Origin of the sequence: Gracilibacillus alcaliphilus (genome assembly GCF_016909015.1) — a bacterium.
GTDB lineage: Bacteria > Bacillota > Bacilli > Bacillales > Amphibacillaceae > Gracilibacillus > Gracilibacillus alcaliphilus.
Map to the genome: position 1 here is coordinate 52,885 of NZ_JAFBFA010000009.1, position 26,121 is coordinate 79,005.

At 38.8% G+C, this 26,121-nt stretch carries 23 protein-coding genes, 1 pseudogene and 1 riboswitch; of the genes and pseudogenes, 8 read left to right on the top strand and 16 right to left on the bottom strand.

From position 1 onward, the window contains the following. Nucleotides 1-222: 222 nt before the first annotated feature. From JOD18_RS08930 to JOD18_RS08950, 5 genes are all read right to left on the bottom strand, one after another. Nucleotides 223-1,269 (bottom strand): ABC transporter permease, encoded by a 1,047-nt coding sequence (locus JOD18_RS08930; protein WP_204668608.1) that lies wholly within the window; start codon nucleotides 1,267-1,269, stop codon nucleotides 223-225. 155 nt (nucleotides 1,270-1,424) lie between these two features. Continuing rightward, nucleotides 1,425-2,924 (bottom strand): sugar ABC transporter ATP-binding protein, encoded by a 1,500-nt coding sequence (locus tag JOD18_RS08935; RefSeq protein WP_204668609.1) that lies wholly within the window; start codon nucleotides 2,922-2,924, stop codon nucleotides 1,425-1,427. Nucleotides 2,925-3,003: 79 nt separating this feature from the next. After that, complete coding sequence (locus tag JOD18_RS08940; protein WP_204668610.1) at nucleotides 3,004-3,993, bottom strand: ABC transporter substrate-binding protein; 990 nt, start codon at nucleotides 3,991-3,993, stop codon at nucleotides 3,004-3,006. Nucleotides 3,994-4,486: 493 nt separating this feature from the next. Next, the gene (locus tag JOD18_RS08945; RefSeq protein WP_204668611.1) at nucleotides 4,487-5,137 is read right to left on the bottom strand and encodes a hypothetical protein; all 651 of its coding nucleotides are present in this window, start codon (nucleotides 5,135-5,137) and stop codon (nucleotides 4,487-4,489) included. A 364-nt stretch (nucleotides 5,138-5,501) separates the two neighbouring features. After that, nucleotides 5,502-6,113 (bottom strand): TetR/AcrR family transcriptional regulator, encoded by a 612-nt coding sequence (locus JOD18_RS08950; RefSeq protein WP_338029511.1) that lies wholly within the window; start codon nucleotides 6,111-6,113, stop codon nucleotides 5,502-5,504. Between the two features lie 442 nt (nucleotides 6,114-6,555). Between JOD18_RS08950 and JOD18_RS08955 the strand changes: the two genes are divergently transcribed. From JOD18_RS08955 to JOD18_RS24230, 4 genes and pseudogenes are all read left to right on the top strand, one after another. Continuing rightward, nucleotides 6,556-7,443, top strand: a complete 888-nt coding sequence (locus tag JOD18_RS08955; RefSeq protein WP_204668612.1) for an alpha/beta fold hydrolase — start codon at nucleotides 6,556-6,558, stop codon at nucleotides 7,441-7,443. Between the two features lie 204 nt (nucleotides 7,444-7,647). Further along, entirely contained in the window at nucleotides 7,648-8,031 is a 384-nt protein-coding gene (locus tag JOD18_RS08960) for a hypothetical protein (RefSeq protein ID WP_204668613.1), read from the top strand. 661 nt (nucleotides 8,032-8,692) lie between these two features. Further along, nucleotides 8,693-9,709, top strand: a complete 1,017-nt coding sequence (locus tag JOD18_RS08965) for an NAD-dependent epimerase/dehydratase family protein (protein WP_204668614.1) — start codon at nucleotides 8,693-8,695, stop codon at nucleotides 9,707-9,709. Nucleotides 9,710-9,733: 24 nt separating this feature from the next. Beyond that, nucleotides 9,734-10,253: pseudogene (locus JOD18_RS24230) on the top strand (IS30 family transposase); the annotation flags it as partial. Between the two features lie 121 nt (nucleotides 10,254-10,374). On the opposite strand, the gene dps reads toward JOD18_RS24230, so the two are convergent. From dps to JOD18_RS08980, 3 genes are all read right to left on the bottom strand, one after another. Beyond that, entirely contained in the window at nucleotides 10,375-10,860 is a 486-nt protein-coding gene (gene dps, locus JOD18_RS08970) for a DNA starvation/stationary phase protection protein Dps (protein ID WP_204668615.1), read from the bottom strand. Nucleotides 10,861-11,188: 328 nt separating this feature from the next. Beyond that, the gene (locus JOD18_RS08975; protein ID WP_204668616.1) at nucleotides 11,189-12,004 is read right to left on the bottom strand and encodes an endonuclease/exonuclease/phosphatase family protein; all 816 of its coding nucleotides are present in this window, start codon (nucleotides 12,002-12,004) and stop codon (nucleotides 11,189-11,191) included. 189 nt (nucleotides 12,005-12,193) lie between these two features. Next, nucleotides 12,194-12,352 carry a hypothetical protein gene (locus tag JOD18_RS08980; RefSeq protein ID WP_204668617.1) on the bottom strand — a complete coding sequence of 53 codons (159 nt, stop codon included), beginning with the start codon at nucleotides 12,350-12,352 and terminating at the stop codon, nucleotides 12,194-12,196. 124 nt (nucleotides 12,353-12,476) lie between these two features. Here JOD18_RS08980 and JOD18_RS08985 point away from each other — a divergent pair, with 124 nt between their 5' ends. The 3 genes from JOD18_RS08985 to JOD18_RS08995 are packed head-to-tail and all read left to right on the top strand — an operon-like array spanning nucleotide 12,477 to nucleotide 13,481. Next, a complete protein-coding gene (locus tag JOD18_RS08985; protein ID WP_204668618.1) occupies nucleotides 12,477-12,800 on the top strand; it encodes a PadR family transcriptional regulator in 324 nt (107 codons plus the stop codon). 3 nt (nucleotides 12,801-12,803) lie between these two features. Beyond that, complete coding sequence (locus tag JOD18_RS08990) at nucleotides 12,804-13,121, top strand: hypothetical protein (RefSeq protein ID WP_204668619.1); 318 nt, start codon at nucleotides 12,804-12,806, stop codon at nucleotides 13,119-13,121. 15 nt (nucleotides 13,122-13,136) lie between these two features. Further along, on the top strand, nucleotides 13,137-13,481 hold the full coding sequence (locus JOD18_RS08995; protein WP_204668620.1) for a hypothetical protein: 345 nt from the start codon (nucleotides 13,137-13,139) through the stop codon (nucleotides 13,479-13,481). Nucleotides 13,482-13,633: 152 nt separating this feature from the next. Here the strand turns inward: JOD18_RS08995 and JOD18_RS09000 are convergent, their stop codons facing one another. Continuing rightward, entirely contained in the window at nucleotides 13,634-13,795 is a 162-nt protein-coding gene (locus JOD18_RS09000; RefSeq protein ID WP_239588015.1) for a PHP-associated domain-containing protein, read from the bottom strand. Nucleotides 13,796-14,032: 237 nt separating this feature from the next. Here JOD18_RS09000 and JOD18_RS09005 point away from each other — a divergent pair, with 237 nt between their 5' ends. Further along, the gene (locus JOD18_RS09005) at nucleotides 14,033-14,422 is read left to right on the top strand and encodes a helix-turn-helix domain-containing protein (RefSeq protein ID WP_204668621.1); all 390 of its coding nucleotides are present in this window, start codon (nucleotides 14,033-14,035) and stop codon (nucleotides 14,420-14,422) included. Nucleotides 14,423-14,493: 71 nt separating this feature from the next. Here JOD18_RS09005 and JOD18_RS09010 read toward each other — a convergent pair whose 3' ends face one another. From JOD18_RS09010 to JOD18_RS09040, 7 genes are all read right to left on the bottom strand, one after another. Next, nucleotides 14,494-16,734 (bottom strand): FAD-dependent oxidoreductase, encoded by a 2,241-nt coding sequence (locus tag JOD18_RS09010; protein WP_204668622.1) that lies wholly within the window; start codon nucleotides 16,732-16,734, stop codon nucleotides 14,494-14,496. Nucleotides 16,735-16,891: 157 nt separating this feature from the next. Then, on the bottom strand, nucleotides 16,892-19,165 hold the full coding sequence (locus JOD18_RS09015; protein WP_204668623.1) for an FAD-dependent oxidoreductase: 2,274 nt from the start codon (nucleotides 19,163-19,165) through the stop codon (nucleotides 16,892-16,894). Nucleotides 19,166-19,185: 20 nt separating this feature from the next. Continuing rightward, nucleotides 19,186-20,061, bottom strand: coding sequence for an ABC transporter permease subunit (locus JOD18_RS09020; RefSeq protein WP_204668624.1), 876 nt, complete (start codon nucleotides 20,059-20,061; stop codon nucleotides 19,186-19,188). A 14-nt stretch (nucleotides 20,062-20,075) separates the two neighbouring features. Further along, on the bottom strand, nucleotides 20,076-20,957 hold the full coding sequence (locus tag JOD18_RS09025; RefSeq protein ID WP_204668625.1) for a carbohydrate ABC transporter permease: 882 nt from the start codon (nucleotides 20,955-20,957) through the stop codon (nucleotides 20,076-20,078). A gap of 62 nt (nucleotides 20,958-21,019) precedes the next feature. Then, a complete protein-coding gene (locus JOD18_RS09030) occupies nucleotides 21,020-22,312 on the bottom strand; it encodes an ABC transporter substrate-binding protein (protein WP_204668626.1) in 1,293 nt (430 codons plus the stop codon). Between the two features lie 269 nt (nucleotides 22,313-22,581). Beyond that, the gene (locus JOD18_RS09035; RefSeq protein ID WP_204668627.1) at nucleotides 22,582-24,024 is read right to left on the bottom strand and encodes a response regulator transcription factor; all 1,443 of its coding nucleotides are present in this window, start codon (nucleotides 24,022-24,024) and stop codon (nucleotides 22,582-22,584) included. Continuing rightward, entirely contained in the window at nucleotides 23,996-25,792 is a 1,797-nt protein-coding gene (locus tag JOD18_RS09040) for a sensor histidine kinase (RefSeq protein ID WP_204668628.1), read from the bottom strand. The genes JOD18_RS09035 and JOD18_RS09040 overlap by 29 nt, the downstream gene beginning before the upstream one ends. A gap of 226 nt (nucleotides 25,793-26,018) precedes the next feature. Next, nucleotides 26,019-26,120: riboswitch (SAM riboswitch) on the top strand. Nucleotide 26,121: the final 1 nt, after the last annotated feature.

A 26,121-nucleotide genomic window follows, 5' to 3' on the forward strand; every position in this document is an offset into this window, starting at 1 on the left:
TAAGACATCCTTTTCCCAACTTTCTCAATTGGCTTCAATAGCCAGAATCATAGCTTGAAAAGGATGGAATGACCATACATCCCCCCTTTTCACCATTTGAAAAGAATAAGTTTTGCACTTAAAAAGAGGGACTGTCACACCATGTAATTTCCATTGTGCAACAGCCCCTTATTCCCCTTTATAACACCAGTCAAATCAGCCTCTAAGGTACGAGCCCTTGGCTTAAGAAGTCTGTTCTTTTCTTTGAAGCAGTACCGCAGCGATAACAATCGCTCCTTTAAAGGCATCACGAAGGAGAGGCGGTACACCAAATAGATTTAATAGATTATTCAAAACAGCGATAATCAACATGCCGTACACAGTACCTAAGATAAAACCTCGTCCGCCCATCATACTGGTGCCGCCCACTACAGCGGCGGCAATGGCATCCATCTCCATCCCCCGGCCAGATCCAGCAAAGTCCATGGAACCAATGCGAGAGACTTGAATAATTGCGGCAATAGCTACCAACACACCAGACAAAGCATAGACCCAGAACTTTACTTTTTTCACATTAATTCCAGAAAGTCTGGCTGCCCTCTCATTAGAGCCAACGGCAATAATCTGGCGTCCGAAGGTGGTGTGTTTCGATATATAATACATAATAGCTGCAATAACCAGCCAATAAATAATCGGCATAATCATATAATCGCCAATCTTGAGATTAGAGATTAACAGAAATTCAGATGGTACCCTTGGCGAGGCGCCTTGCATATAATGCTGGGTCACACTTCGAAATACCATCATCGCACCTAATGTAGCAATAAACGGGGGCACCATTCCTCTAGATACGGTAACCCCGATCAGTGCACCTAATAGATACCCAAAGGCAATCACCACTATAATCGTAATAACAATTGCTCCCCATCCAGTAATCCCCATCGAGGCTAAGAGACCGTTGCCTGTTGCATCCAGCAAAGTCATCGCAAGCGCACCAGTCGTTACCAGTGTAGCACCAACAGCTAAATCAATACCACCTGTCATAATAACAAAAGTCATGCCTAAGGCAACAATCGCAATACTTGCATTATTTCGGAGGATATTGAGCCAGTTATTGATCCATGATTGAAACCAATCGCCAAATGTTGGATAATCAAACCCCAAGACGATTGTCTGCAATATAACCATTACAATCAAAGCAATAAAGATACTAAATAAAGGGCTATTAGACCAATTATGCTTAAACCAAGTAAGGAACCGCACCATAACATTTGTATTCTGTTCTGTCATCCATCCTGCCCCTTTTCTCGTTATTTTTTATCTTCATGGCATAATCCATAAGTTCTCCGCTCACATTTTACTATGTTCAACAAGTGAAAAATGACAAACACTAATCAGCTCGTTAGAATGAAAAACTGTCAATAACAGCATAGTTGTTTTATTCCTTATGAAACAGAAATGGAGGCAGCGCCGCCCGTGGCTAATTCCATCATCGTTTGTTCATTCATTTCCTCTCCAGTTAATTCACCTTGCAAATGACCATGATACATGACATATGTCCGATTACATAACCGTAATATTTCTGTAGCCTCACTAGAAAGGATAATAACAGCGATTCCCTCATCAGCTAATCGCAAAATAATATCATAGATATCTTCTTTGGCACCGACGTCCACTCCTTGGGTTGGATTATCAAGAACCAACACCTTGGGATTAGTAGACAGCCATTTTGCCAAAACAACTTTCTGCTGATTGCCTCCAGACAAACTTGTGATATTATTCGAATAATTCCCCATCCGTATCTTTAATGTTTTTTGGAGTTCCGACAATTTCTCTTTATGTACCGCATGTTGAATAATCCCCCATCTGGCATACTTTTCCCATGAGGCAATCGCACTGTTTTCTACAATATCCATATCTTTAATAATGGCATTCTCTTTGCGATTTCTTGGCAAATAGCCAATTCCATGCTTGATAGCATCCATAGTGGATCGTATCTTTACTTCTTTGTCATGAAGATAGAGTTTGCCGGAAGTGATTTTATCCGCTCCAAAAATCGTTTGAAACAATTCACTCCTGCCATCTCCTAATAAACCAGTAAAACCAACTACCTCTCCCTCATAAACAGAAAAGGAGATGTCCCTAAATTTCTGTTCACAAGTCAGCTGTTCTGCCCGAAGTACTTCAGCCCCCTTTTCCCGTTCCCGCACTAACTTATCTGTTCGTACATCATAGCCAACCATATATCGTGCCAAGTCCTTCGTTGTCACATCTGCTACTTGTCCTTCCGAGACCATTTTCCCATCTCGAAGCACTGTATAGCGGTCACAAACTTCCATTACTTCCTTTAATTTATGAGAAATAAAAATAATTCCGACATTCTGTTCCTTTAAACGCTCCATCATCGCAAATACTCGCTCAATTTCGGAATCAGTCAGTGAAGTGGTAGGTTCATCCATAATAATGACCGATGCCTCCATAATTACGGCCCGACAGATCTCAATGATTTGTTTATAGGATGAATCCAAGTTTTTTACCAATGTTCGGGGATCGAGGTCTACTCCCATACGTTCAAAGATCTTCTGTGTCTCTTGGATCATATAGGTATGCTTGACCCTACGAAAACCACTTTTATATTCTGATTCCAAGAAAATATTCTCATAAATAGGCAGATCATTAATAAGATTCAATTCTTGGTGAATAAAGCAAATTCCCAAATTAATTGGATGTGCCGGTCCATCAAACACCACCTTGTTGCCATCTAAATAGATATCCCCTTTATCTGGCTGATGAATTCCTCCCAGTATATTCATTAAGGTTGATTTCCCTGCTCCATTCTCACCAAGCAAGGCGCAGATCTCTCCTTCATTTATCCTCAAAGATACATCCTTCAGCACATGATTGTTGGCAAATGATTTGTAAATGTGCTTCATTTCCACTAACATAACACCCACTCCTCCTGCGAAATGAATGGAAGGGAGTGATGAAACCACTCATCGCTCCCTTTGTCTTCACCGCTTCATCTTAATACGGCGAATCTGTGTCTAGGAATTCTTCGTAATTTTCACGATCTACGATAGTAGTTGGAATAATAATTTCTTGTTCCACTTCTTCCCCATTTAACAAGTCAACTGCTGTATCTACCGCATCTCTTACCATCGCCGGACTATATAAGGCCGATTGAATCCAAATATCCTCATTCTCTGGCATCATTTCAAAATACTCTTGCATCCCTCCACCGCCAGTCACAACTTGAATATCAGTCCGCCCGGCTTCATCAATGGCTTGCAGCACCCCTACCGATGTCTCATCATCCAAGGAAAAGACCGCGTCGATTTGATCAACCGATGTCAGAATATCTGAGAAATCGGCTAAACCAGCTTCACGTGTGAATTCTGTCGCATATGTCATAATATTCATATCAGGAGCAATCTCTGCCATAGTTTCCTCAAATCCCTTGGTACGCAGTTCAGAAACAGAACCAGATGAAGGTACTTCTAACACTACAACATTACCTGTATCGCCGATCTTATCGACGATATAATTTGCCCCTTGAATCCCCATATCTTCATTATCACCGGTTACACGATAGACACCTTCTGCATCAATCACGATATCAAAATTGACTACCGTTACTCCATTATCGATCGCATTCTGAATTGGCACATCCATCCCTTCCCATTGCGGGAACGCAACAATAGCCTCTGCGCCCCATGTCATGAGATCGTCCAGCTGAGAAGTCATTTGTTCTGCATTACCGCTCGTTTGAATCTGATATTCCACTTGATCTCCCAATTCCTCCAAACGTGCTTCCGCATGATAAGCCACTGCTCCTACCCAGCCATGTGTAACTTCAGGTGCCAAAATCCCAATCTTAAACGTCTCTTCGCTTGTTTCGTTATCATCGTCAGGGCCTTCCTCCGCGTCACTGCCTGTCTGATCGTCTCCACCACAAGCAGCTAATAAAAGTAGTAATAATGCCATCATCGTAAACCAAAACAGCTTCTTTTTCATAATTAACCCCCTAATTTATTTATGGTGCATCAAGAAACTCAGTTATCTTTCTTATTCATATTAATATATGGGGCAAAATAGACTACTAACACTGAAAAAAATGGGTTACATAAGATGGGGAAATTTGGGGAGTAATACTGATAAAGAAAGATGTAAACTGCAGGTAACACCTCTTTAAAAAAGTGGTTCCCTACTTCCCTTTTGTTTTTCAAATAAAGATCAAAAACAGGTAGTAAGGATGAGTTAGTAAGTCTTGAATATTTTTTGTAAACGCCTTTAAAAATTAACTATATATAGCTAACTACTTCCCTGTAAAAACTTGTTTAGACACTGAAAATTCAAAGAATAACTAGCTCATTAGAACTATTATAGAAGATATTCAACACAGTAACACATCTAATTCCTACATTGACTTGCTTTTCCATTCCTTAAAAAAGGTGCTCACTTTTTTCCATCAAAAAAAGACAGTCCTCCCAAGAACTGTCTTAATCATCTATTCTCCTGCATTTTCCAAAGCCTCTGGATAGTGAATGGTATCAAATTCTTCACCATCTGTATTTTCCACATGGATTGTTACATTATATTCATCTGGAGCGGCACCATCATATAATTGATATAACATGGCAGCAAGTCCTATGCCAAACGCACCAAAACCATCCAAACTATTCTCATACTGCTCTTGATCTACTATCATAGTGAATTCCGAAAAATCATCATTACCGCTAACCTCCTGTATAGAAGGAAAGTCCTCACTGTTCGCAATTTCCTCAACAGATTGATTAATTTGTTCTCTCAGTTCATCCATCATTTCTTGATGTTTAGACTTAGACATCTTATAGGTCAAACTGCCATCCTCATTCTCCGTTAATTCCATTCCTTCTGCTTCTGCATTCGCAAATGTTGCTTCTTTGTCTTCTACTAGTGTGTCAGCCATTGTAGCAGGCAATGTTACCTCTACATTTAACAAACCTTTATCCACCTCAACTGCTTCCTCTGCGGATTCTGTATCCTCCGCTTCTGACTCCTGAGTCTCCACTTCCTCAGGTTCATTATTCGCACTATCCTGTTCAGACTCTTCTGGATCATTGCCGCCACACGCTGATAACACGAACAAAATAATCAAAAATAATAATAGCTTTTTCAAAAAACTACCCCTCCTTTTATGTATTAGGTATTACTTCATATCCATTGTATATTGTCTAACCGTTAAAGTAAATTAATTCCATTCATGTATCATTTTTTATTGTTTGCTGGTAAGAGACTACATCCCACGAAATAAAAAAATACTAACAGAAGGAGTAAACAAACTCTCGGACATGTACATCTTCGTTTTTCTAATGACGAATTGTAATATTAAGTGCAACACCTAGAAACATGATAAAAATAAAAACAGCCCATAACGACTTTGTGTATATATGCAAGAAAAGTAAACATTTTATAAAAGGTTTCAATGAGGTGAGTAATCGCAATCCTACGTCTTTCAGACTTAGCTTACCATATTTTCTTTTCTATTCTCTCCTGTCTGGTGCAATTCCTTTAATTAACATCTCCGTCCATTCCTCTGTATAATCTTTTATTTTTTCATATATTTGCGGGTTGGAAACACCTTCTACAATTGCCTGAAAATACAGCATTAAAAATTCATCAGAATATTTCAAGTCCACTTTCCCCTCTTTACGACCTCGATGGAATAACTCTAACATCATCATAAAATTTTGTTGGGTATATTGCTGCATAATACGAGAAAATCCGTCTTCAGTCTTTTCAGTGTAGTAATCCATCATTTTTAGATAAAATGGCTTATTGATTTGATTTAAAAATCTAATTTTATTTCGACTCAATGCAATAAGAGTTTCCTCAAATGGTTTATTTTCATTCATAATTTCTTTCGCTGTTGCTATCATTTGTGTTATAAAATGTTCGAAAACTTTTTGAATAAGCTTCTCTTTGCTACCAAAATATTTAAAAATGGTGGTTTTCGCAATATTAGCATGTTTAACAATATCCTCTATGGTGATGTTTCCAACATCAGCCTCTCTATTCATCAGCTCAAAAGTTACTTCTAAAACTTTCTTTTTCTTTTCTTCTGTTCGTTTTTCAAAACCATTCAATTTTATCACCTGCATCCTCTATTTCATTAAAATTGCTTTTCTAATAAATGTGTTTTCATTTCTATTATACATTTATTTTATATACTTTAAAACAAAAATAGTGTTTTTTTATTGATTTAACACCATAAAAGTAATATTATTATACTAATATATGTATTATGGTGTTAAACTAAGTCAATATTGAAAAAAATCAAATCAATATGAACAAAATCACTATCAATAGTATTATTTTTGTTTTCATTTTCTTCTTAAACTGGGATACACATTATTAATTTTATTAAAGAAGGAATGTGAATCTTATGACATACATTGTGAAATTGTAAGTCTTGCAAGGAATTTCAATAAGTTTCAAGCGCTAAGCAACTTGACATTCACAGCAGCTGCTTGAGAAGTTGTAGACTAAATCGGGCAAAAGGTAACTTTTGGATAAAAAAACAAAGGAGGAAAAGATATGCCTGCTTATAAGACCAATGTTCAGATCGGTCATGTGACAACTGAGGGTGACACACTATACTTCGAGGTACGTGGACAGGGGGACCCATTACTGATGATTTCACCTGGTGGTGGCGATGCCGATCATTTTATGCAAATAGCAGACATTCTCAGTGACGAATTCAAGGTCATCACGTATGACCGACGCGGAAATGCACGAAGCACCGGGAACTATCCCCAAAATTTTGAAATTAGTCAACAGAGCCGGGACGCTGCAGCTATCCTGAGAGCGGCAGGAGAAACGTCGGCCTATGTCCTTGGAAACAGCAGCGGTGCAAACATTGCACTGGACTTGGCAAAAACACAGCCGCATGCTTGCCGAGCTGTGATCCCTCACGAACCACCTGTCCCCGGTATTCTCCCGGAATCCAAAAAATGGAGCCGTTTTTTTGCAAGTGTCTACAAAACCGGATGCGGTATAGGCGGACCCAACCTCGCAGCATTGCGATTTATCATGGGAATTCAAGAGCCCGTAAAGCAGTTGAGCAAGGCACACAAACAGTCAGACGAGTATGCCAAAGATCAACGTATACAACCGGACCAACCTCGTATCAGTAATACTGATGCCGTTAACGTGTTGATCAAAAATGAACTTCTTCCTGTAACAAACTATCTACCCGACACCGACAGAATTATGAAGAACGGCGTAAACCTGTTTATCGGAATGGGGAGCTGGGCTTCTGGCAATAAGACTTGGTTGGGACGAACGGCAATGATCTTGGCAGACAGGTTAGGTTGTGAAATGGTAACATTCCCCGGTCATCATGGATCATTCATGGATATGCCCGAGAAGTGGTCTTCGGTCTTGAGGGATGTGTTGCATAGAGCACAAAAGAAGAATTCGTAGAAAGTAACGAGATAATAAAGCAAACGTTCGCTCATTTAGACTTTTCCATTGAAGAATCAACTATCGGTACGATTATGATGGTTTTGGTTGCTGCACAGCTTGGAAACTATATTCAAGAGCTTTATCACAAAAATGAGCTGGAAACTCACAAATCATGTTCCCTGTAATTTGTGAATCCAAATATTAAAATGGAAGGTGTGTAAATTGTCCAAAGTTTTAATAGCGATTTCAAGGATTGGTTTAGGTTTCATCTTTCTTATCGCAGGTTTAAATGGTTATTTTGTCATCTTTAATTTTGAACCATTTATTGCAACCAGCCCTGAGGCAATGTCATTATTCGAATTTGGTTATCTATTAATAATTGAAAAATCATTAGAAGTAATATGTGGTGTTTTACTAATAGTCAATAGGTTTGTTCCATTAGCACTTGCCATATTATCACCAATTATTGTAAACATTTTCTTACTTCATTTGTTTCTTGATCGTTCTTTACTTCTTCTAGCAATCATTCTCGTTGTCATGCAAAGTTACTTATTGTTTTGTTACAGAAAAAACTTTACAAAGTTATTGGAGAAAAAACCTTTTTAAACAACATAGTTTCTTTTTAAATATGCAGAAGATTAGTTGAATTTCCATACCAGTTTATAAATAGTGATTATTTGGGTTTTTTAATACTTCTACAACTTTTTCGATTCCTATATCAATTTGATTCTCATCGACGTTTGAAACATTTATTTTCAAAATCCGCTCACGATAAAAAGGGTCCAAATAATTTCTGGTGGGACCGGAACGCTCGCTGGGGCAACAAAATGGCTTTTTGAAAATACAGACCACATATCAGTAGTCGGCAGAAATAAACACAGGTTAGAACGGCTTCATCCAAGGTATGACAAAGGTAATTTCCGACTCATCACCACTCGCGATGTTAGCGCCAATTATAGCCAACATTTTTTTAGTAGCCCTGTAAATGATGGTACTAGTACAGTAGGTAATTTTATTTATGATATAAGCTTCAAGTAAATCATAAATAAGAAAAAGCCTTTATTTAAAGAAATTAATTCATGAGGCGTGGCTCCCCCGAAGGGTAAAAACGCAGGGCCCTGACTCACGAAAAAACGAGGGAACCGACGCTTAGAACCACAATCATCGATACATCGATGAATAGAAACCAAAAGGGCTTTCAGAGATCCGGATCCAACTGGAAATTCCTCTTGGAAGAGCTCAATACTATCATACGAGGAGGCAGAAGATGAGAATTTTAATTATTGGTGGAACAAAATTCATTGGTCCTCATGTTATTCGTTTATTATTGGAAGAAGGCCACGATTTGACGTTATTTCATAGAGGAAAAACAAGCACAAATTTATCAGAAAATATTCAGCGTATATTTGGTGATCGCAATAAATTAGATCAACATAGCAATGTTCTTCAAAAAGTAAAAGCCGATGTTGTTCTGGATATGATTCCTTATTCAGAGAAAGATGCGCAAATGGTGATGAAAGTATTTTCAGGGTTCGCAGAGCGTGTGGTTGCCATTAGCAGTGCAGATGTCTATAGAGCATACGAAATCCTTCACCGTATAAAAGCTGGTCCCGTTCAAGAAATTCCTTTAAAAGAAACTGATGAACTAAGAAGTACGTTCTATCCATACCGAGGGAAAATACAAGAAGACTTTGCCCACGATTATGAGAAAATACTGGTGGAAAAAACTGTTCTTAACGATACTAATTTTCCCGGAACTGTTTTGAGACTGCCAATGGTTTATGGTCCACATGATCCACAACGGAGAATGTTTGAATATATTCAGCGAATGAAAGACGAACGACCATATATTTTATTAGATGAACGAATGTCCGATTGGAAGACTTCCATGGGATATGTAGAGAACGTCGCCTCTGCCGTTGTTATGACTATGTTAAAAAAAGATACTGCTTCCCATGTATTAAATATTGGAGAGAAGGAGCCATTATCGATGCTTGAGCGGATTAAAGAAATTGGGAAAGTTATGAATTGGAAAGGACAAGTGATTTCGGTTCCTGAAGGGTATTTACAAAATGAAATACCTTTTGACACCCAGCAAGAACTTGTTTTGGACACGACCAAAATACGTGAGCGATTTAATTATATGGAAGCAATTTCTCATGATGAAGGGATAAGAAGGACTGTCCAATGGGAGCTGGCTAATCTACCCAATGAATCTCCATTTGATTACAATCAAGAAGACAGGATGATTCACACATTAAACCTGGAAAATGGGCGCCATTAAGCGGGGCGGCTTATTAGGGGGGGTTTAGGGACACCTATTCGAAAAAGATCCAGAGAGATTCGAAAACAGCAAACTTTTGGCCATTGGGAGCTCGATAGCGTTGTCTCCAGCCGTGGAAAGAGTAAGGGATGTTTCGCCACATTTGTAGAACGAAAAACCAGAAGAGTCGTCGCAATCAAAATGCCAAATCGCTCTGCTGACTCCATGGAATACGCGATTAAAACGTTACATAAACGATTGCCCCTGGTGCCTTTCAGACAGCCACCGTAGACAGAGACAAAGAGTTCGCTTGTTATCGGATCATTGAACAAGATACCGGCATCCAAGTGTATTTTGCGGATCCTTATTCCTCCTGCAACGTGGCAGTAATGAAAATGCGAATGGCCTTTTAAGAGAGTGCTTCCCGAAGAAAACGGATTTAGCCAACGTTTCTAATGATGAATTAGAACAAGCTCTATCTCTTATTAACAATCGACCAAGAAAATGCTTGAATTGGAAAACGACACACGAAGCGTTTCAGGTGGAACTGTTGCACTTAATTTGACAAAACGTCTAATAAACATAACAAGCTGCTGCACAACTGACTTCTTAATTGTGCAGCAGCTTGTTTATCAACTATTCCTGCCATACTCATGTAAATAAGATGTGCTCTTAGAGGGCGGTACTTAATTGGAGATTCCATCTGTTAAATGGGATTCCAAAAACCACAAATCTTTATCCAATGCTCGGGATACTTCCGTAAATAGATCGGATGTATTTGGATCCTCATCAGCAGAAATGTCAACTGCTTCCCGAATATTATTTGCTGCCGTTGCCCAGCTTTCTGTCAATGCTTCGAGCACAGCAATATCTTTTGTATTGTGAAGTTCCCAAGCAGGGAGTCTTGTTTCTGAAGGTATAAACTGAACTGGTTTCCCTGCAGTTCCGCCCAGACTACCAGCTTGTTCTGCAAGAGAATCAATTAGTTCCGGAAGATGACCGGCTAATTCATCAAAAAACTCATGATAAGCAATGAAATTCGAACCGCGTACATTCCAATGTGCCAACTTTGTTTGAATAAAAAGATCAGTTAAATCCGTTACATGCTGGTTAAGAAGTTCTATCATATGCTCTCTAGATTTTTCTGAATGTGCTTTTCTGAATGTGTTCATTTGTATTACCTCCTAAGTATATTTGATCACAAAAAAACCGACCACGTTTAGATAAACCACCTCTCGAAATAACACCGAAAAAGCGGTCAGCCAACAGCATCGAGTACCTGACGCCATATGAGGAAAAGATTTCATTAAAAGCAATGAAAGTATCTCCACTATTAATAATACCCCTCTTTAGCAAAAACAAAACATATAACAGCACCAATTGCTGAATATTTGTGCTTTCTTAAAATGGCACTCATCATTTTGCTTGGCGCCTGAAAACTAGCCTATAGAAAATAGTGATGAACGATCTCTTCGCTCATCACTATTCACGGTTTTCCTATCAATGTTTTTTAAAGCTTAATGTAGATTTAATCGGTAAATGATCAGAGGCTTCCGAATAAATCACCTCTTGGTTAGAAGCGGCTACATCTGGTGAAGTCAATATATAATCAATTCGAGCAGTAGGATTAATTACCGGGAATGTATTAGAATCGCTAATATCAGCAAATGTATCTACAAAATTTCCGTTTGCCAGCAGTTGTTGGAACTCCTCACTATCCGGCTCTGCATTTAAGTCCCCTACCAATACACTAGGATTATTTTTTGTCTCTTTAAACGCTGCTATTTCCTGCACTTGTGACATTCTTTCTTCGGCACTTAAACCAAGATGGGTATTGTAGAAATTAACGTGTACTCCCTTGATATTTATTTTTGCATATAAAAGACCTCGTTGTTCATTGCCAAAACTGTCTAACTTTTGATGTTCGGAATCGATAATGGGGTACTTACTTAGAATACCAATCCCATATTGACGATTCTGATCTTGGCCTTCCTCAGGCGGTAAATCAAGATTTGCGCCATACACATAGTGATAATTCAGCATGTCAGCTAACTCTTTTGCTTGATCCTGAAAATCGCTCCGCTCGCCATAGAAGCGATCCACTTCTTGAATACCAATGACATCAATATCAGCATCTTTGATCACATCAGCAATTCTTTCTAAATCTAAGTTTTCATCCAGACCAACCCCATGATGAATATTATAGGACATGAAGTTAACGTCTACCATCTTTTCTTGATTGTTTTTGGCAAAGACACTGCCAGCCATTGAGAATAACAGTGCCCCCACTGCTAATCCTGCCATGATTTTTTTCATTTCCAACAGCTCCTTTTATCGAATTATCACCTTACATGTGCATGATACTGAATGTGTTTGCTTCAATATATATAAGTCTGTCCTTACCCATGTATCATCCAGCTTCTCGCTTACAAATACCACACCTCCCTTGCATTTATTTGTTTTTTTATTTCATATCCTAACTGAAAGGATTGAAATGACTTCTTATCAACGATAGATTATTTCTGTTGTCCTGACACCAATATATGTATAATAATCATCTCTTTCCATCACATACCCCTTACCACCCACCTTAAACACCATTATTTGTTTCAGCTCTTGCTGCGGTATGTAAAAGGCCACTATTCCGTAAGAAATAAACAGCATACCATCCTGTGAAAAAAATTATCTCTTTTCTTGTCACGATAGGCAAATATATATTGACTTACCATATACATAGTAATACAATACATATACATAGTAATACAATATATACAGAAGGGTGATGTATATGATTGAGCGCGAAATGTTAAAAGGAGTGCTGAAAATCTTGGTTTTAAAGCTGATTGACAGTGAAGATCTGTACGGTTATGCCTTAGTAAAAAAACTCAATCAATGGACAGATGGGGAAATTGCCATCAAGGAAGGTACACTTTATCCAATCCTTCATAACTTTGAACAATCACAAGATATAAAAGGTTACTGGAAGGAAAGTGATACAGGCAGAAAAAGAAAGTATTACCAGATCACCAAGCAAGGTGAACACACATTGATCGAACTAACTAAGAAGTGGCGTAATCTTGAAACCGCCACAAATAAAGTGCTGGGAGGTTAAAGCATGGATGAACTAAGACAATATGCCAAGCAAATGGCTAGTTCCATCACCGATCCTCTGGAACGTAAAGAGACAGAAAAGGAATTATACAGTAATTTGTTAGAATCCTACGAGGAACTTTGTAAATCCCATGTTAATAAGCAAGAAGCCTTACAATTAACACTGGAAAACTTCGGGGAAATGGAAGAAGTCGAGGAAGAATTAAAACAGGCACATATTAAAAAAATCAACAAAAAATCCTTAGCAGCTATTCTTGGTTTTAGCCTGCTTGTTGTGGTGGCATTATACGTCATATTGTTACTGATTTTTAATTATAATTAAAAAGGAGGGTTCCTTATGAACCTCATACGTAAATATTGGTTATCTTTTATCATCTATCTGGCCGCTTTCTTTGCAGCACCTGCTATCATGCTGGGAAGTATAGATAACGGATTTGGCGCTGTCATCCTTAACTTAATCTTGATCAATTCCATTGCCGTATTTTTTGTCACTTGCTATATGACTTATAAATATGGATTTGATTGGATCCATCTGCTTATGATGGTTATTCTTTACTTGCTGTCTTGCTTTATTGTTTGGAATGACTCGGCGATCATATACCTTGTACTGTATGGGATTATTACTAGTGCTGCCCTGCTGTTAGGGTATCTGTTTCGCAGGAAGATACGGAGTAATGGATAAATTCGGAAATATAAGGATGTCTCATGACAACTATCTCTCATTCTATCAACTTCTTCACCACCAATAATTAATATATATACAATAAAGAGGCAACAACATTTCACTTGTTAAACGATAGTTGCTGCCTCATGTCAGTTTTGAAATGCCTTGCTTTAAATAGGTACCTCTACTTGTTCCCGCTTACGAAAGAATACCATCTTATCAAAACCAATAGCTTTTAATCGTTGACAAACTGCCTCCCAATCATCTCCTATCCGTTCAGGACTATGTGCGTCCGACCCGAATGTAATTGGTACACCATAATAATATGCCATCTCCAATATCTTATCATCTGGATACCAGCCATCAGGATCTTTTAACTTAGCAGATGTGTTTACTTCTATGGCTATCTAATACCAAGCAGTAGATTATATCTAGTTTTCTAATGTATAACTTCTACTCCATATTATTTAAATAAATCAACGCCTGGGTTACCAAAACATATGTAGCAAAAAAATATAATAAGACTACAGCAATGGTATCATGTGGTAATATTTATACGAGGTGTAGACATGAACATTCTAGGTAAACGATTAAAGGAAGCCAGAAAATCAAAAGCTTTCACACAAATGGAAGTCAGTAAAAAGTTAGGTATTTCACATGGAACCCTCTCAGGATATGAAAGGGGATATAGAGACCCTGACACAGATATCTTGAACAGACTGGCTCAGTTATATGAGGTTTCAGCAGACTGGTTATTGGGAAATGAAACAGATGAGCCTGACACTTTCAGCCCCATCACAGAGATTAATCGACTGTTAAAAGAATACGATATCAAACAATCAGGATTTTATGAGATCGATCGTTGGAAAGCAATGGGAGCAGAAGAAATAAAAGAATTGGAGAATTATTTTAAGTACATTACAGATAAGGCGAAAGAGAAAAACAAAAAGGATAATTAAGGCTATTATCCTTTTTGTTTTGGTCTGTACACTTATAATCAAATAAAAGGCCCCTTTTTATCTTGCCATCCCTAACCATACACCCTAACTTCCACAATCTCCGCACTGACACATCCATTTGTTTCGTAAATAACGATTCTGCATTTAGCAGTATCATAGGTTTTATCCAGATGATGGACTATTTTTCGTTTTCGATTATTATCGGCCTCGATAATCGTTTCCCAGTTGTTATCCTTCAACACTTGAACAGCATACTTCTTTACTAACTCTGGTACTATTTCAAATGAAGTTCGATGATGGTGCAGATTCACTAGATCCTCGTTGACATCATCATTAAATGTTAGGTGAATTTCTTTTATCCTAACCTCTCTATCCCACTCCAGCATTAGCCACTCGTCTTGTTCTTCCATAGCTTTGGATTTCCATAAATTCGGTCCGCCATATGGCCGATGAAAGCCATTGATTACTTTGTCTGGGGTATAGGCATTGGAAGCTCCTTCTACTTGAAAACAGAATGGTTTTCTGACACAATTTTTCATCGACCATTTCGTTACCTGACTTTTTTCGTGTTCAAACAGTCCTGTTGATTTAGAATCGCCGCTATCTTCAAAAGCAAGTACACCGGTCACTGGTTGATCGGAACGATATAAGCTAATATCGGGATTCTCTCTGACAATCACAAAGGCATTTTGTGCTGTCTCAGGGTTCCAAGTCATTTTTGCCTGAACCCACTGCGCTTCGCCTGGCTGCAGCTGGATGGTCTGAGTAGCTATCTGCTTATGAGGAATATAGTTTTGCGGCTTGCCAGTATCCCATAATTCCAGTTCTAAAGTAGCAGGTTTCTCCGTGGCTGCCTTTAGCCTTATCGCTTCCATTTGCGACTCAACAGGAAATAGAAAAGCAATATTCTGTTCTAGTCGATAGGCTTCTTTGGCGTCGTTTACCGCAATCGATTCGTAACAGCTGGAGGCGGTAATCTTTGCTTGTTGGGCAAAGTCTTCCTCTTGTTCATTATTTATTCCTATGATGGAGGCATCTTGTTTTAACAGTGTTTGCTGTAACTCTTTCCGATAACTGGTGTATACTTCTCTAGGGGTAATCCCTTTGTCCGCCGCATAAGCAGCACCTGTTCCAGCCGCTTCACCAATAACAGCACAGGTGGCCATTACCCTGGTGGAACCAAATGCAACATGGGAAGCACTAATATTACGTCCGGCAAACAACAGGTTATTTACATTTTTGGAGTAAAGCGATCGAAATGGAATATGATAAATACCATCTGCTTGTAAATGCTTAGATCCACTGGCCTTGGAATACATTCCTCCAGGAGGATGTAAATCAATCGACCAGCCACCAAAGGCTACTCGATCATCAAATTCCACCTGCTCCATAATATCATTCTGTGTTAAGGTATAATCACCGACAAATCGTCGGTACTCTCTTTTTCCCGGAATCGCTCCTACCCATTCCAGAGTCATATTATCCGCTTCAAACTTACCAGAATTCTTAATATAATCCCAAATACCATAAATAACCGACCATAACTCATCTCTGATTCGTGCATCATCATGAACGGTATCTAATTCGCCGCCCCATTCAATCCACCAGTAATGACAACCTGAATCCCCACTTCTAATAATCCTGCGTTCCGGAATGGAAGTGGTGGTAATATCCTTGGCAAAACTAGGTGGCACATATTTGACAGGATGCCCTTCATCTCTTGTATAAAACAGAATCGTACTTCCTAAAGTAATCTCATCACTCACTTCAGGTGCCCATGTTTCGTTATATTCTGACTGGGCTTCTCTACCGATTCGATAAGCCGCCCTGGCCAGAAATCCAATCAAACCGTCTCCTGTACAATCCAAATAAACGGGACTTTCAAAGCGGATCTGTCGCTCTGATCCCATCATCCAGCCTGTCACGGAATGAATCATCCGGCTTTCTTCTTTACCGCTCGATTCAATATCTCGTACATCTGTATTTAAAAATAGTTCAATATTTTTCTCCGCCCTTACCGTCTCCAAGACAATTAAATCCCATATATAAGGGTTGCCGTCTGGATTGCGATATTGATTCTCGACAAACATCTCCCCCATAATTCCCGTTTCTCTTGCATAGCGATTCACACCATGTTTGGTTGCACCGACTACCCATACCCTTACTTCACTGCTTGAATTTCCGCCGAGTACAGGCCGATTCTGAACTAACGCAACCGTCTTTCCTAATCTAGCGGCTGCCACTGCCGCACAAACACCGGCAAGACCGCCGCCAACTACAGTAATATCTTTTTTGACTACTTCATACTTCATATTTTTCACCTCTGCTTTTTTATCCTTTGACGGCCGAACTGGCAACACTTTGAATAATATACTTCTGCCCGATAAAGCAGGCCTTCCACCAGTGAGTACTTCTCATCCTTCACTTAAAATTAACTCCGATCCTTAAGCAAATTAAAGGAATCATCCATTAGCTAGAGATATGCCTTCCAACCTCTTCATTCTTTCCATATACCCTAATCTCCACGACTTCTGCACTAGCACTGCCATTCGTTTCATAAATAACTAGCCTGCATCGTGATGTATGATAGTCATTATCCAAATAGTGGACCCTTTTTCTCTTTCGATTATCATCTACCTCGACAATGGTCTCCCAGCCTTCCTCCATCCATAATTGAATGGCATATTTCTTTACTAATTCAGGAATAATATCGAATGGCGTACGATGATGATGCAAATTAATCAGATCCTGGTTTACATCATCATTAAATGTTAGATGGATCTCTCCTATGCTAATCTCTTTATCCCATTCCAGCTTTATCCATTCCCCACGCTCTTCCATTGCCTCGGATTTCCATAAATTTGGACCTCCGTATGGCCGATGAAAGCCATTAATAACTTTGTCTGGCGAATAGGCCTTCGTCGTTCCTTCTACTTGAAAACAAAATGGTTTTCTGGCACATTTTCGCGCCGACCATTTTGTAACTAGACTTTTTTCGTGTTCATAAAGACCTGTGGACTTTGAATCACCCATATCTTCAAAAGCAAGCACACCTGTAAAAGGCTGATCTGAACGACACAAACTAATATCAGGATTCTTTCTGACAATCACAAAGGCATTCTGGATTGTTTCAGGCTTCCAGACCAGTTCTGTCTGAATCCACTGCGCTTCACCTGGCTGCACCTGAATGGTCTGAGTGGCTATCTGCTTATGAGGAATATAGTTTTGTGGCTTGCCAGTATCCCATAATTCCACTGTCAGCACAGTTGGTCTTTCAGCATTTACCTTTAGTTGTAATCCGTCTATTTGTAACTCTACAGGGAATAAAAATGCGGCATCCTTCTCTAATCGATAACTCTCTGCCGAATCATCTACTTTAATGATTTCACATGAACTATAAGCAGTAACCTGAGCCTGCTTTGCCAAGTCATCTTCTTGTTCATTTTTTATCCCTATGATAGACGCGTCTTGTTTTAACAGTGTTTGCTGTAACTCTTTCCGATAACTAGTGTACACCTCTCGAGGGGTGATCCCTTTGTCCACCACATAAGCGGCTCCAGTTCCAGCCGCTTCACCAATAACAGCACAGGTGGCCATTACCCTGGTGGACCCGAAGGCAACATGGGAAGCACTAATATTACGTCCGGCAAACATCAGGTTATCGACATTTTTGGAGTAAAGCGATCGAAATGGAATATGATAGACACCATCGGCTTGTAAGTGTTTAGACCCACTGGCCTTGGAATACATACCCTCGGGAGGATGTAAGTCAATTGACCAGCCGCCAAAAGCCACTTGATCATCAAACTCTGCCTGCTCCACAATATCATTTTGTGTTAAGGTATAATCACCGACAAATCTTCGATATTCTCTTTTGCCGGGTATGGCCCCTACCCATTCCAGAGTCATATTATCTGCCTCAAACTTACCAGAATTCTTAATATAATCCCAAATACCGTAAATAACCGACCATAACTCATCTCTGATTCGTGCATCGTCGTGAACGGTATCTAATTCACCGCCCCATTCAATCCACCAGTAATGACAGCCGGAATCCCCGCTTCTAATGATCCTGCGTTCAGGAATAGAAGTGGTGGTAATATCCTTGGCAAAACTAGGGGGCACATATTTGACAGGATGCCCCTCATCCCTTGTATAAAACAAAATCGTACTTCCTAAGGTAATCTCATCGCTTTCTTCCGGTGCCCAAGCTTCGTTATACTCTGACCGAGCCTCTCTTCCAATTCGGTAGACTGCCCTGGCTAAGAATCCAATTAATCCATCCCCGGTACAATCCAAGTAGACAGGACTTTCAAAGCGGATCTGCCGCTCTGACCCCATCATCCAGCCTGTCACGGAATGAATCGTTCGGCTCTCTTCTTTACCGCTCGATTCAATCTCTCGTACATCTGTATTTAAAAATAGTTCAATATTTTTTTCCGCCTTCACCGTCTCCAGAACAATTAAATCCCACATATAAGGGTTGCCATCTGGATTGCGGTATTGATTCTCGACAAACATCTCTCCCATAATTCCCGTTTCTCTTGCATAACGGTTTACTCCGTTTTTCGTCGCACCGACTACCCATACCCTTACTTCACTGCTTGAATTTCCGCCAAGTACAGGCCGATTCTGAACTAACGCAACCGTCTTTCCTAATCTAGCGGCTGCCACTGCCGCACAAACACCGGCAAGCCCTCCGCCAATTACGGTAATATCTTTTTTGACTACTTCATACTTCATATTATTCACCTCTGTTTTTTCTATCCTTTAACAGCCGAACTAGCAACACTTTGAATAATATACTTCTGCCCGATAAAAAAGATAATAATCATCGGAATAATTGCCGCAGAAGCTGCTGCCATCATACCGTTGTAATCAATTGAAAATTCATGGACAAAGTTTTGCAATCCGAGCGGAACGGTAAATAACTGTTCACTGATTAAAAACACCAACGCATCTTCATAATTGTTCCAGTTCCACGAAAAATCGATAATCGCAAACGTAACAATTGCCGGTTTAGCCAATGGAAGAAAGATCTGAAAAAAGATTCGCAAATGTCCTGCTCCATCAATAAAAGCAGACTCGGAAATCTCCTTGGGAATTCCTAAGAAAAACTGCCGGAGATAGAAAACACCAAAAATCGTCACAAAAGAGGGCAAGATTAAAGCCCAATGTGTATTATAGATTCCAGCCCAATCAAACATAATGAATTTGGGAACAAACAGTACTTGTGGCGGCACCATCATCATTGATAAATACAAGAAGAAAATCAAGTCTCTGCCTTTAAAAGATATACGGGCAAAGCCATATGCCGCTAATGAGCCAATAATAATGGCACCGCCTGTGCCTAAAATAGCTACTTTTAGAGAATTAAAATAATATTGGGCAAAATGATTATCCAGCCATACTTTGATATGATGTTCAAAACTCGGATCCGCTGGAATCCATTGAATCGGAAACACAAACACCTCAGACGGAGATTTAAATGATGTGCTTAACATCCATATAAACGGCAGAATCATAAAGATAGCCAATATGGACATCACAATCGTCATCAACACCTTTAGTATCCTGCCTTTAGACAACGGATTGGCCGCCGCTTTCTGATCTAATGCTTTAGCTCGTAAGATTGACATATCTTTCTGCTCCTTTACTGATAATAGACCCATTTCCTTTGGATATACCATTGAATTAATGTCACGATAAGGATGATGATAAATAATATTACCGCAATCGCCGATGCATACCCTAGCTCATAATAGCGGAAGGCATTTTGATATACATACAGGGCAAGTACATTTGTACTGTCACCTGGCCCACCGCCAGTTAAGGCATGGATCAAACCAAAGTTCTTAAACGTATTAATAAAACCGATAATTAATAAAAAGAAAGTAATCGGGCTGACTAACGGAAAGGTAATAAACAGCTGGATATGCCAAAATTTTGCCCCATCGACCCTAGCCGCCTCTTCCAGTTCGGCAGGCACATTCTGTAATGCTGCCAAAAAAATGATCACATTAAACCCTAAAATAAACCATACAGACATTAAATTAATCGCATGCATCGCTGTATCTCCAGAGGCTAGCCAACTGGGCGGATTGGTAATCCCTATTGCCCGTAATGTCTCATTAACAGGTCCATTGCTGGGACTCAACAGCAACATCCAAACAAAGGCAATCGCAATACTGCTCGTAATGTAAGGCAGAAAGAACATCGCTCGTAACGTATTGCGCATATAAACCATCCGATTAAGTATTATCGCTACAATAAAAGCTAACCCCACAGAAATAGGTACATGTAACAGATAAATACCGGTATTCTTTATAGTAGTTAAAAAGATTGAATCATTGAACATGTTAATAAAATTGGTTGTTCCAATAAACTCCGTATTTATCCCACCAGGTCCACTCCAATTAGTAAATGCAAGTATGACAGAGAATAGTAACGGGAATGTAAAAAACGTCAATACACCTATAATACTAGGCAATATAAAAAGATAACCTATTAACCTCTGCCTCCTCATCCATCCCATAAAACGCACTCCTTCTCCACTATGTTTGTTTGGTGATCGAAACATATTCGATCACCAACTTATCAATTTTCCAAATATTGATTATGACGATCTACCAAATTTTCAATAGTTTGATCTGCATCTTGTTCACCAATAAAATACCTTTCTAATTCCTGATTAAGTAAATCAACAATTTGTAAAGGCATTACATCAGCTGTAACCCCAGACTGATTAAACATCCTTTCTAATGAAGGCATATCATACGTATCTTCGACACCTTCTACCATTTGAGTAATTGCTTCATCTACAGGCGCATCTTTGGAAGCTGGTACCCTGCCACCGCTTGCTAGAGGAAGCATTCCACCCTCTGAATACCATTTAATAAATTCCCACGCTTCTTCTGGATAATCTGTATTTGCTGCAATCGATAAGGTATCACCAAGAATAGGAGCAACTTGACTGCCTCCGTCAAATGTTGGAAATGGAGCAAAGGCAATTTCAAAGTCTCTTGGATATTCTTCTATATCATTTGTCATTCTTAAAAGTCCTTCAAAGGCACCTAACATAGCTACTTCTTCATTAAAAAACATTTGGTCTGCAGCCGCGCCAGTCGCAATTTGTTCACCTAATGGCATCATCGATTGATCTACATGCATCATCCCATACATTATTTCTAGCGCTTCTGTCATGTTCTCATGATCAAAATTTGATGTACCCTCGGCATTGACATAGCCTTCATCTATTAAAGCGCTTGTTACATATTCAGGCGTACCACCTGTATCAAACTGACTGTAACCTAATCGTGTATCGGTTGTTAATTTTTCCGCATATTCCTTAAATTCTGTCCAAGTCCATTGCTCTGGTATTGGTAAACCAGCTTCATCCAATGCTGTTTTATTAAGATAGATAAAGTTAGCACTTTGCTTAGTTGGAACACCATAATAGGTGTCGTCTATCTTCCAAAGTTGTGCCTCTTCCCCCATCTTCTCATCAATATCGTAATCATCAAATTGAGCCAGATCTAATACAAATCCTGATTCCACTCTATCTTGTAGATAATTAGGGGCATATGACATAAATAAATCTACACTATCCCCTGTCTGTAAGGCTGTATTTAATCTTAAATTTCCATCATCATCATTGACAAACCTAGTATACTCAACTTTAATATCTGGGTTCTCCTCATTCCATTGATCAACTACTTCCTGTGGTCCTGCCTCTGCAGGCACTCCTCCCCATAAATACAAAACAACCTCATCATTTGAAGCGCTTCCATTTTGTGAACCCTCTGAATTACAACCAATTAAGAAAGCAAAAACAATGAAACATGGTACAATTAACAAAAAGGATTTAATACGGTACTTATGTTTCTTCATGATAGAACCCCCTCCTAAATGTAACTTACACATTTATCTTAGCATTAACCGCTTACTTACTTAATGAACAAATCTGATGAAGAATGAATCATTTCTGTGTATTCCTCTATTAAACCTAGCATGTCCTAACAGACACCACCACTCTAGTCGTCTCCCTTATTTGGTTCATTCATGCAAGTCCTCGGATTCATACGAATGAACCAAGTGCAAACACTGAGTCAGAGTTTTCGTATTAAAAAAGTAAGCCCATTCTAAATGTGGGCTTACTGCTAACTGATAAAGGTATTACCCCCATAGTACTGTTTACGGTAGGCTTTTGGCGTAGAATTAGTTATTCGTTTAAAGATTTTAATGAAATAGTTATCATTTAAAAAACCAACTTTTTCAGCTATTTCTGAAATACTCAAGGTCGTTTCTTTTAGTTCTTTCTTCGCTTGTTCAATTCGAGTATGATGGATATACTGGATTAAGGTATCTCCAGTTTCTTTTTTAAACAAGGCACTTAAATAATTCTCATCAATCGATACCATCACTGCTAGTGAACGCACCGATAATTCTTCGGCATAATTGGCTTTAATATATTGAATAACCGTCTGAATCACAGGGTGATCCGAGTGTAAATAATGATCTGCTTGCTGTTTAGCCCAAAAGCTTAATACGTTCTGTTTAAACATATCTGCTAATTCATCCTGTCTTCGGCAGCTCAGATAAGCTCCCCTGTTATCCGATTCTCCCACTAACCTGGCAAGCATCGTATCTAAATTAATCACAAATTCTTTTGCGACTGGCATACTCAAACCATTTGAAATGCTTGCTTGACATACATGGTCTATCAATTGTTCCAAAGGTCCCTTTTCCAAAGTAACAAAGCCATGCAGTATTTCATGATCTAACTGTCTTTTTTCCGTCTGAGTAAATTTCTTTTGACACATGGAAACTTGTGCCCAATCCACATGCAGCTGATCGACCATTCTTTCCAGTGTGTCCACCATTGCTTGATTTGGAACTGACCCAGAATACCAAACCAGATATTCCTGTTCTAACCTGTGCAGATCTATATCAAGCTTGTCAACAGACCAACAGAAAAACACTGTCATACCGAGATCCTGTACTGAATAGGTCACTACCTGCTGAGAAGAGTTAGCTAATACCTTTTGTAAACAGGCATAATCATCAAATGGATCTTCTCCATGATGTATAATCAGCAAATGCAGCTGAAATCTGTCCAATAAGGAGAAAATACCATGCACCGACTTCGGTGTGTAGTAACTGCTTACTTGTTTCCATACGTGGACAAGCTGCTGTTCCAAGGTTTTATTATGCTTTAATCGCTGTTTTACCAGCTCGATATTTATTTTCTCTAAGGCATCTTTCAATGACTGTACATTCATCGAAAGCTTGAGAATATAATTGGAAGCGCCGTATTCCATCGCCTGCCTGACATGTTCAAAGTCATTCAGACAAGTAAGCATAATAAACAGACTGCCATGGCCGCGCTCTCTTGCTTCCTGTAACAGATCTACTCCATTCATCACAGGCATTAATATATCAGAAATCACCAAATCCGGTTCTTCTTCTGCCATTAATTCCAGTGCTTCTTTACCATTACCTGCTTCGCCAATAATGGTAAACCCTAAATCTTCCCATGCAATTATTTCTTTAAACATCTCTCTTACAAAGACCTCATCTTCCACCAAAATAATTTTCCACATCGGTAATCTCCCCTTTTTGATACGAGTTAGAAATCAGTAAAGGTATACACAATGTTACGGTTGTTCCTTGTGAAGAGGAATGTAACGTTAAACTGGATTCATCTTTGAACAGCAAATGTAACCTCTCTTTCAAATTCTTCAACCCTACCCCAGTTCCTTTTGTTTGATTGCTTTTTGCTGCCTCTATCCCGATACCATCATCACTTATCACAATGACCAGGTTATCTCTCTGGGCTTCATAAATGTGAATAGAAATATTTCCGTCGTTTGCCTCTGGAAAGGCATGGAACAATGTATTCTCCACAATCGGCTGCAGGCTAAATTTCAGTACCAGAGCATTCATTAAATATTCTTCCACCTGATAATGCACTTTGTATCTGCCTTTATAACGATAATTCTGTATATAAATATAGGAATTCAGTAAATCAATTTCCTCCGCCAGTTTGATTAATTCTATTTCATTATTTAAACTTTTTTCTAATATTTTACCTAATGAAACACAAATTTCTTCGATATCTTTACTATTTTCCTTTAGTGCTATCCACTTGATTGTATTCAGTGTATTATTGAGAAAATGAGGATTCACTTGAGAAAGCAGCATTTGAAACTTGATAGCTTCTTTCTGCCTTTCTTCCATTTTCAACTCTTCTGTTGAAGTTTCCAAGTCTCTCACCATCTTATTAAAATGCTGCACTAACTCCCTTAATTCTCCCGAGTATTCCTCTTCCGCCAACTCTGTGGACAAATCACCTTGTGTTACATCTTTCATTTTGGATTGCAGCTGTTTTAGCGGTGCCGTAAATTTTGTCGCAATCAACAATGTAATTAGGATAAAGAGGGTAGTAAAGATGGTAAACGGGATATAATAACTACGTTCTACTAAATGAATATGATTATACATCACGTCTAATGGCTGTAAACTCACCATATACCAATCTAAGTTATCTAAATAATTATAGCTAACGAAATAAGGAGAATGCTCTGTAAAATAGTAATCATCCTTGCTTTCCCTGGATAAGATCGTTTCAATCGTATCGTGGAGAATCTCGATATCGTCATTAGACTGCATAATGATTTCGCCATTACCTTCCATAATAAAATATTCATGATCTTCTGGCAGTCCAGATAATAAGTTATTAAACCATTCCGAGAAGTCAATGCTGATCCGGGCCACCCCATGCATCTCCCTTTGTTCATCGGTGATTTTTGCCATTAATGACAAGAAGTATTCACTTTTAGAGATATCACTATGGACATAATTCTGGTCTGTTATCTGCCATTGATAGATAACATCTTGCTCCATTAATTCTGTGTACCATGATTCTTTGATCAGATCACTGTATTTATTCGATTGTTTCGGCACAAAAGAGGTATACACATTCTCCTGATTATCTAATATCGTGTAGAAGATCGAAGGACTGGATAGAAAGAAACTATTACTAATTCCTTCCAATTTGTCATTAATGATTCGATGTCTGTCGATCAAGGAGTACTCTTCTGGATGTTTCAAAATATTGGTAATCGTGGAATCCTGACGCAATAACGTGAGTGACCTAAAGGTCGTTCCCATTAGATCCTCTAATGTCTGATTCATTTTCTTCACTTGATTATGTGATTGCTGAATCACATTTTCTTTTAGGACCTTTTCAAAGTTCAAGAAATTATATAAATTCAATAAGATAAAAGGCAGCAGGATAAACACTAAAAACGAGGCAATCAGTTTATTTTTCAATGTATTCGGAATGAATTTCCTGATGAAATGCCGCAATAACGTCACCTCTATCCAATCTGTTTACCTATCATTATATAGAAAGAACAAACTAATGAGAACGCTTACTTTTAATCATAATGGATATGTATGACTAAATCTAAGATTTGTTCTATATTCTCTAGAATAGTATGAGAAAAAGCTAATCACTATTTCCAAAACTTTCATCCTTGACTTTCCCACCTGCTAATTGTATATTAAAATCATCATTTCAAATTGTATAACATTCTTATCCAGAGAGGTGGAGGGACTGGCCCTGTGAAGCCTCGGCAACAGCTTATTGAAGCAATGTGCCAATTCCAGTAGCTAATCAGCTAATAGATAAGAGG

Excerpts from the sequence above, each read along its gene's own strand:
- JOD18_RS08930 (WP_204668608.1), bottom strand. The coding sequence starts at position 1,269 with ATGACAGAACAGAATACAAATGTTATGGTGCGGTTCCTTACTTGGTTT.
- JOD18_RS08935 (WP_204668609.1), bottom strand. The coding sequence starts at position 2,924 with ATGTTAGTGGAAATGAAGCACATTTACAAATCATTTGCCAACAATCAT.
- JOD18_RS08940 (WP_204668610.1), bottom strand. The coding sequence starts at position 3,993 with ATGAAAAAGAAGCTGTTTTGGTTTACGATGATGGCATTATTACTACTT.
- JOD18_RS08955 (WP_204668612.1), top strand. The coding sequence starts at position 6,556 with ATGCCTGCTTATAAGACCAATGTTCAGATCGGTCATGTGACAACTGAG.
- JOD18_RS08965 (WP_204668614.1), top strand. The coding sequence starts at position 8,693 with ATGAGAATTTTAATTATTGGTGGAACAAAATTCATTGGTCCTCATGTT.
- dps (WP_204668615.1), bottom strand. The coding sequence starts at position 10,860 with ATGAACACATTCAGAAAAGCACATTCAGAAAAATCTAGAGAGCATATG.
- JOD18_RS08975 (WP_204668616.1), bottom strand. The coding sequence starts at position 12,004 with ATGAAAAAAATCATGGCAGGATTAGCAGTGGGGGCACTGTTATTCTCA.
- JOD18_RS08980 (WP_204668617.1), bottom strand. The coding sequence starts at position 12,352 with ATGCTGTTTATTTCTTACGGAATAGTGGCCTTTTACATACCGCAGCAA.
- JOD18_RS08985 (WP_204668618.1), top strand. The coding sequence starts at position 12,477 with ATGATTGAGCGCGAAATGTTAAAAGGAGTGCTGAAAATCTTGGTTTTA.
- JOD18_RS08990 (WP_204668619.1), top strand. The coding sequence starts at position 12,804 with ATGGATGAACTAAGACAATATGCCAAGCAAATGGCTAGTTCCATCACC.
- JOD18_RS08995 (WP_204668620.1), top strand. The coding sequence starts at position 13,137 with ATGAACCTCATACGTAAATATTGGTTATCTTTTATCATCTATCTGGCC.
- JOD18_RS09000 (WP_239588015.1), bottom strand. The coding sequence starts at position 13,795 with ATGGCATATTATTATGGTGTACCAATTACATTCGGGTCGGACGCACAT.
- JOD18_RS09005 (WP_204668621.1), top strand. The coding sequence starts at position 14,033 with ATGAACATTCTAGGTAAACGATTAAAGGAAGCCAGAAAATCAAAAGCT.
- JOD18_RS09010 (WP_204668622.1), bottom strand. The coding sequence starts at position 16,734 with ATGAAGTATGAAGTAGTCAAAAAAGATATTACTGTAGTTGGCGGCGGT.
- JOD18_RS09015 (WP_204668623.1), bottom strand. The coding sequence starts at position 19,165 with ATGAAGTATGAAGTAGTCAAAAAAGATATTACCGTAATTGGCGGAGGG.
- JOD18_RS09020 (WP_204668624.1), bottom strand. The coding sequence starts at position 20,061 with ATGTCAATCTTACGAGCTAAAGCATTAGATCAGAAAGCGGCGGCCAAT.
- JOD18_RS09025 (WP_204668625.1), bottom strand. The coding sequence starts at position 20,957 with ATGGGATGGATGAGGAGGCAGAGGTTAATAGGTTATCTTTTTATATTG.
- JOD18_RS09030 (WP_204668626.1), bottom strand. The coding sequence starts at position 22,312 with ATGAAGAAACATAAGTACCGTATTAAATCCTTTTTGTTAATTGTACCA.
- JOD18_RS09035 (WP_204668627.1), bottom strand. The coding sequence starts at position 24,024 with ATGTGGAAAATTATTTTGGTGGAAGATGAGGTCTTTGTAAGAGAGATG.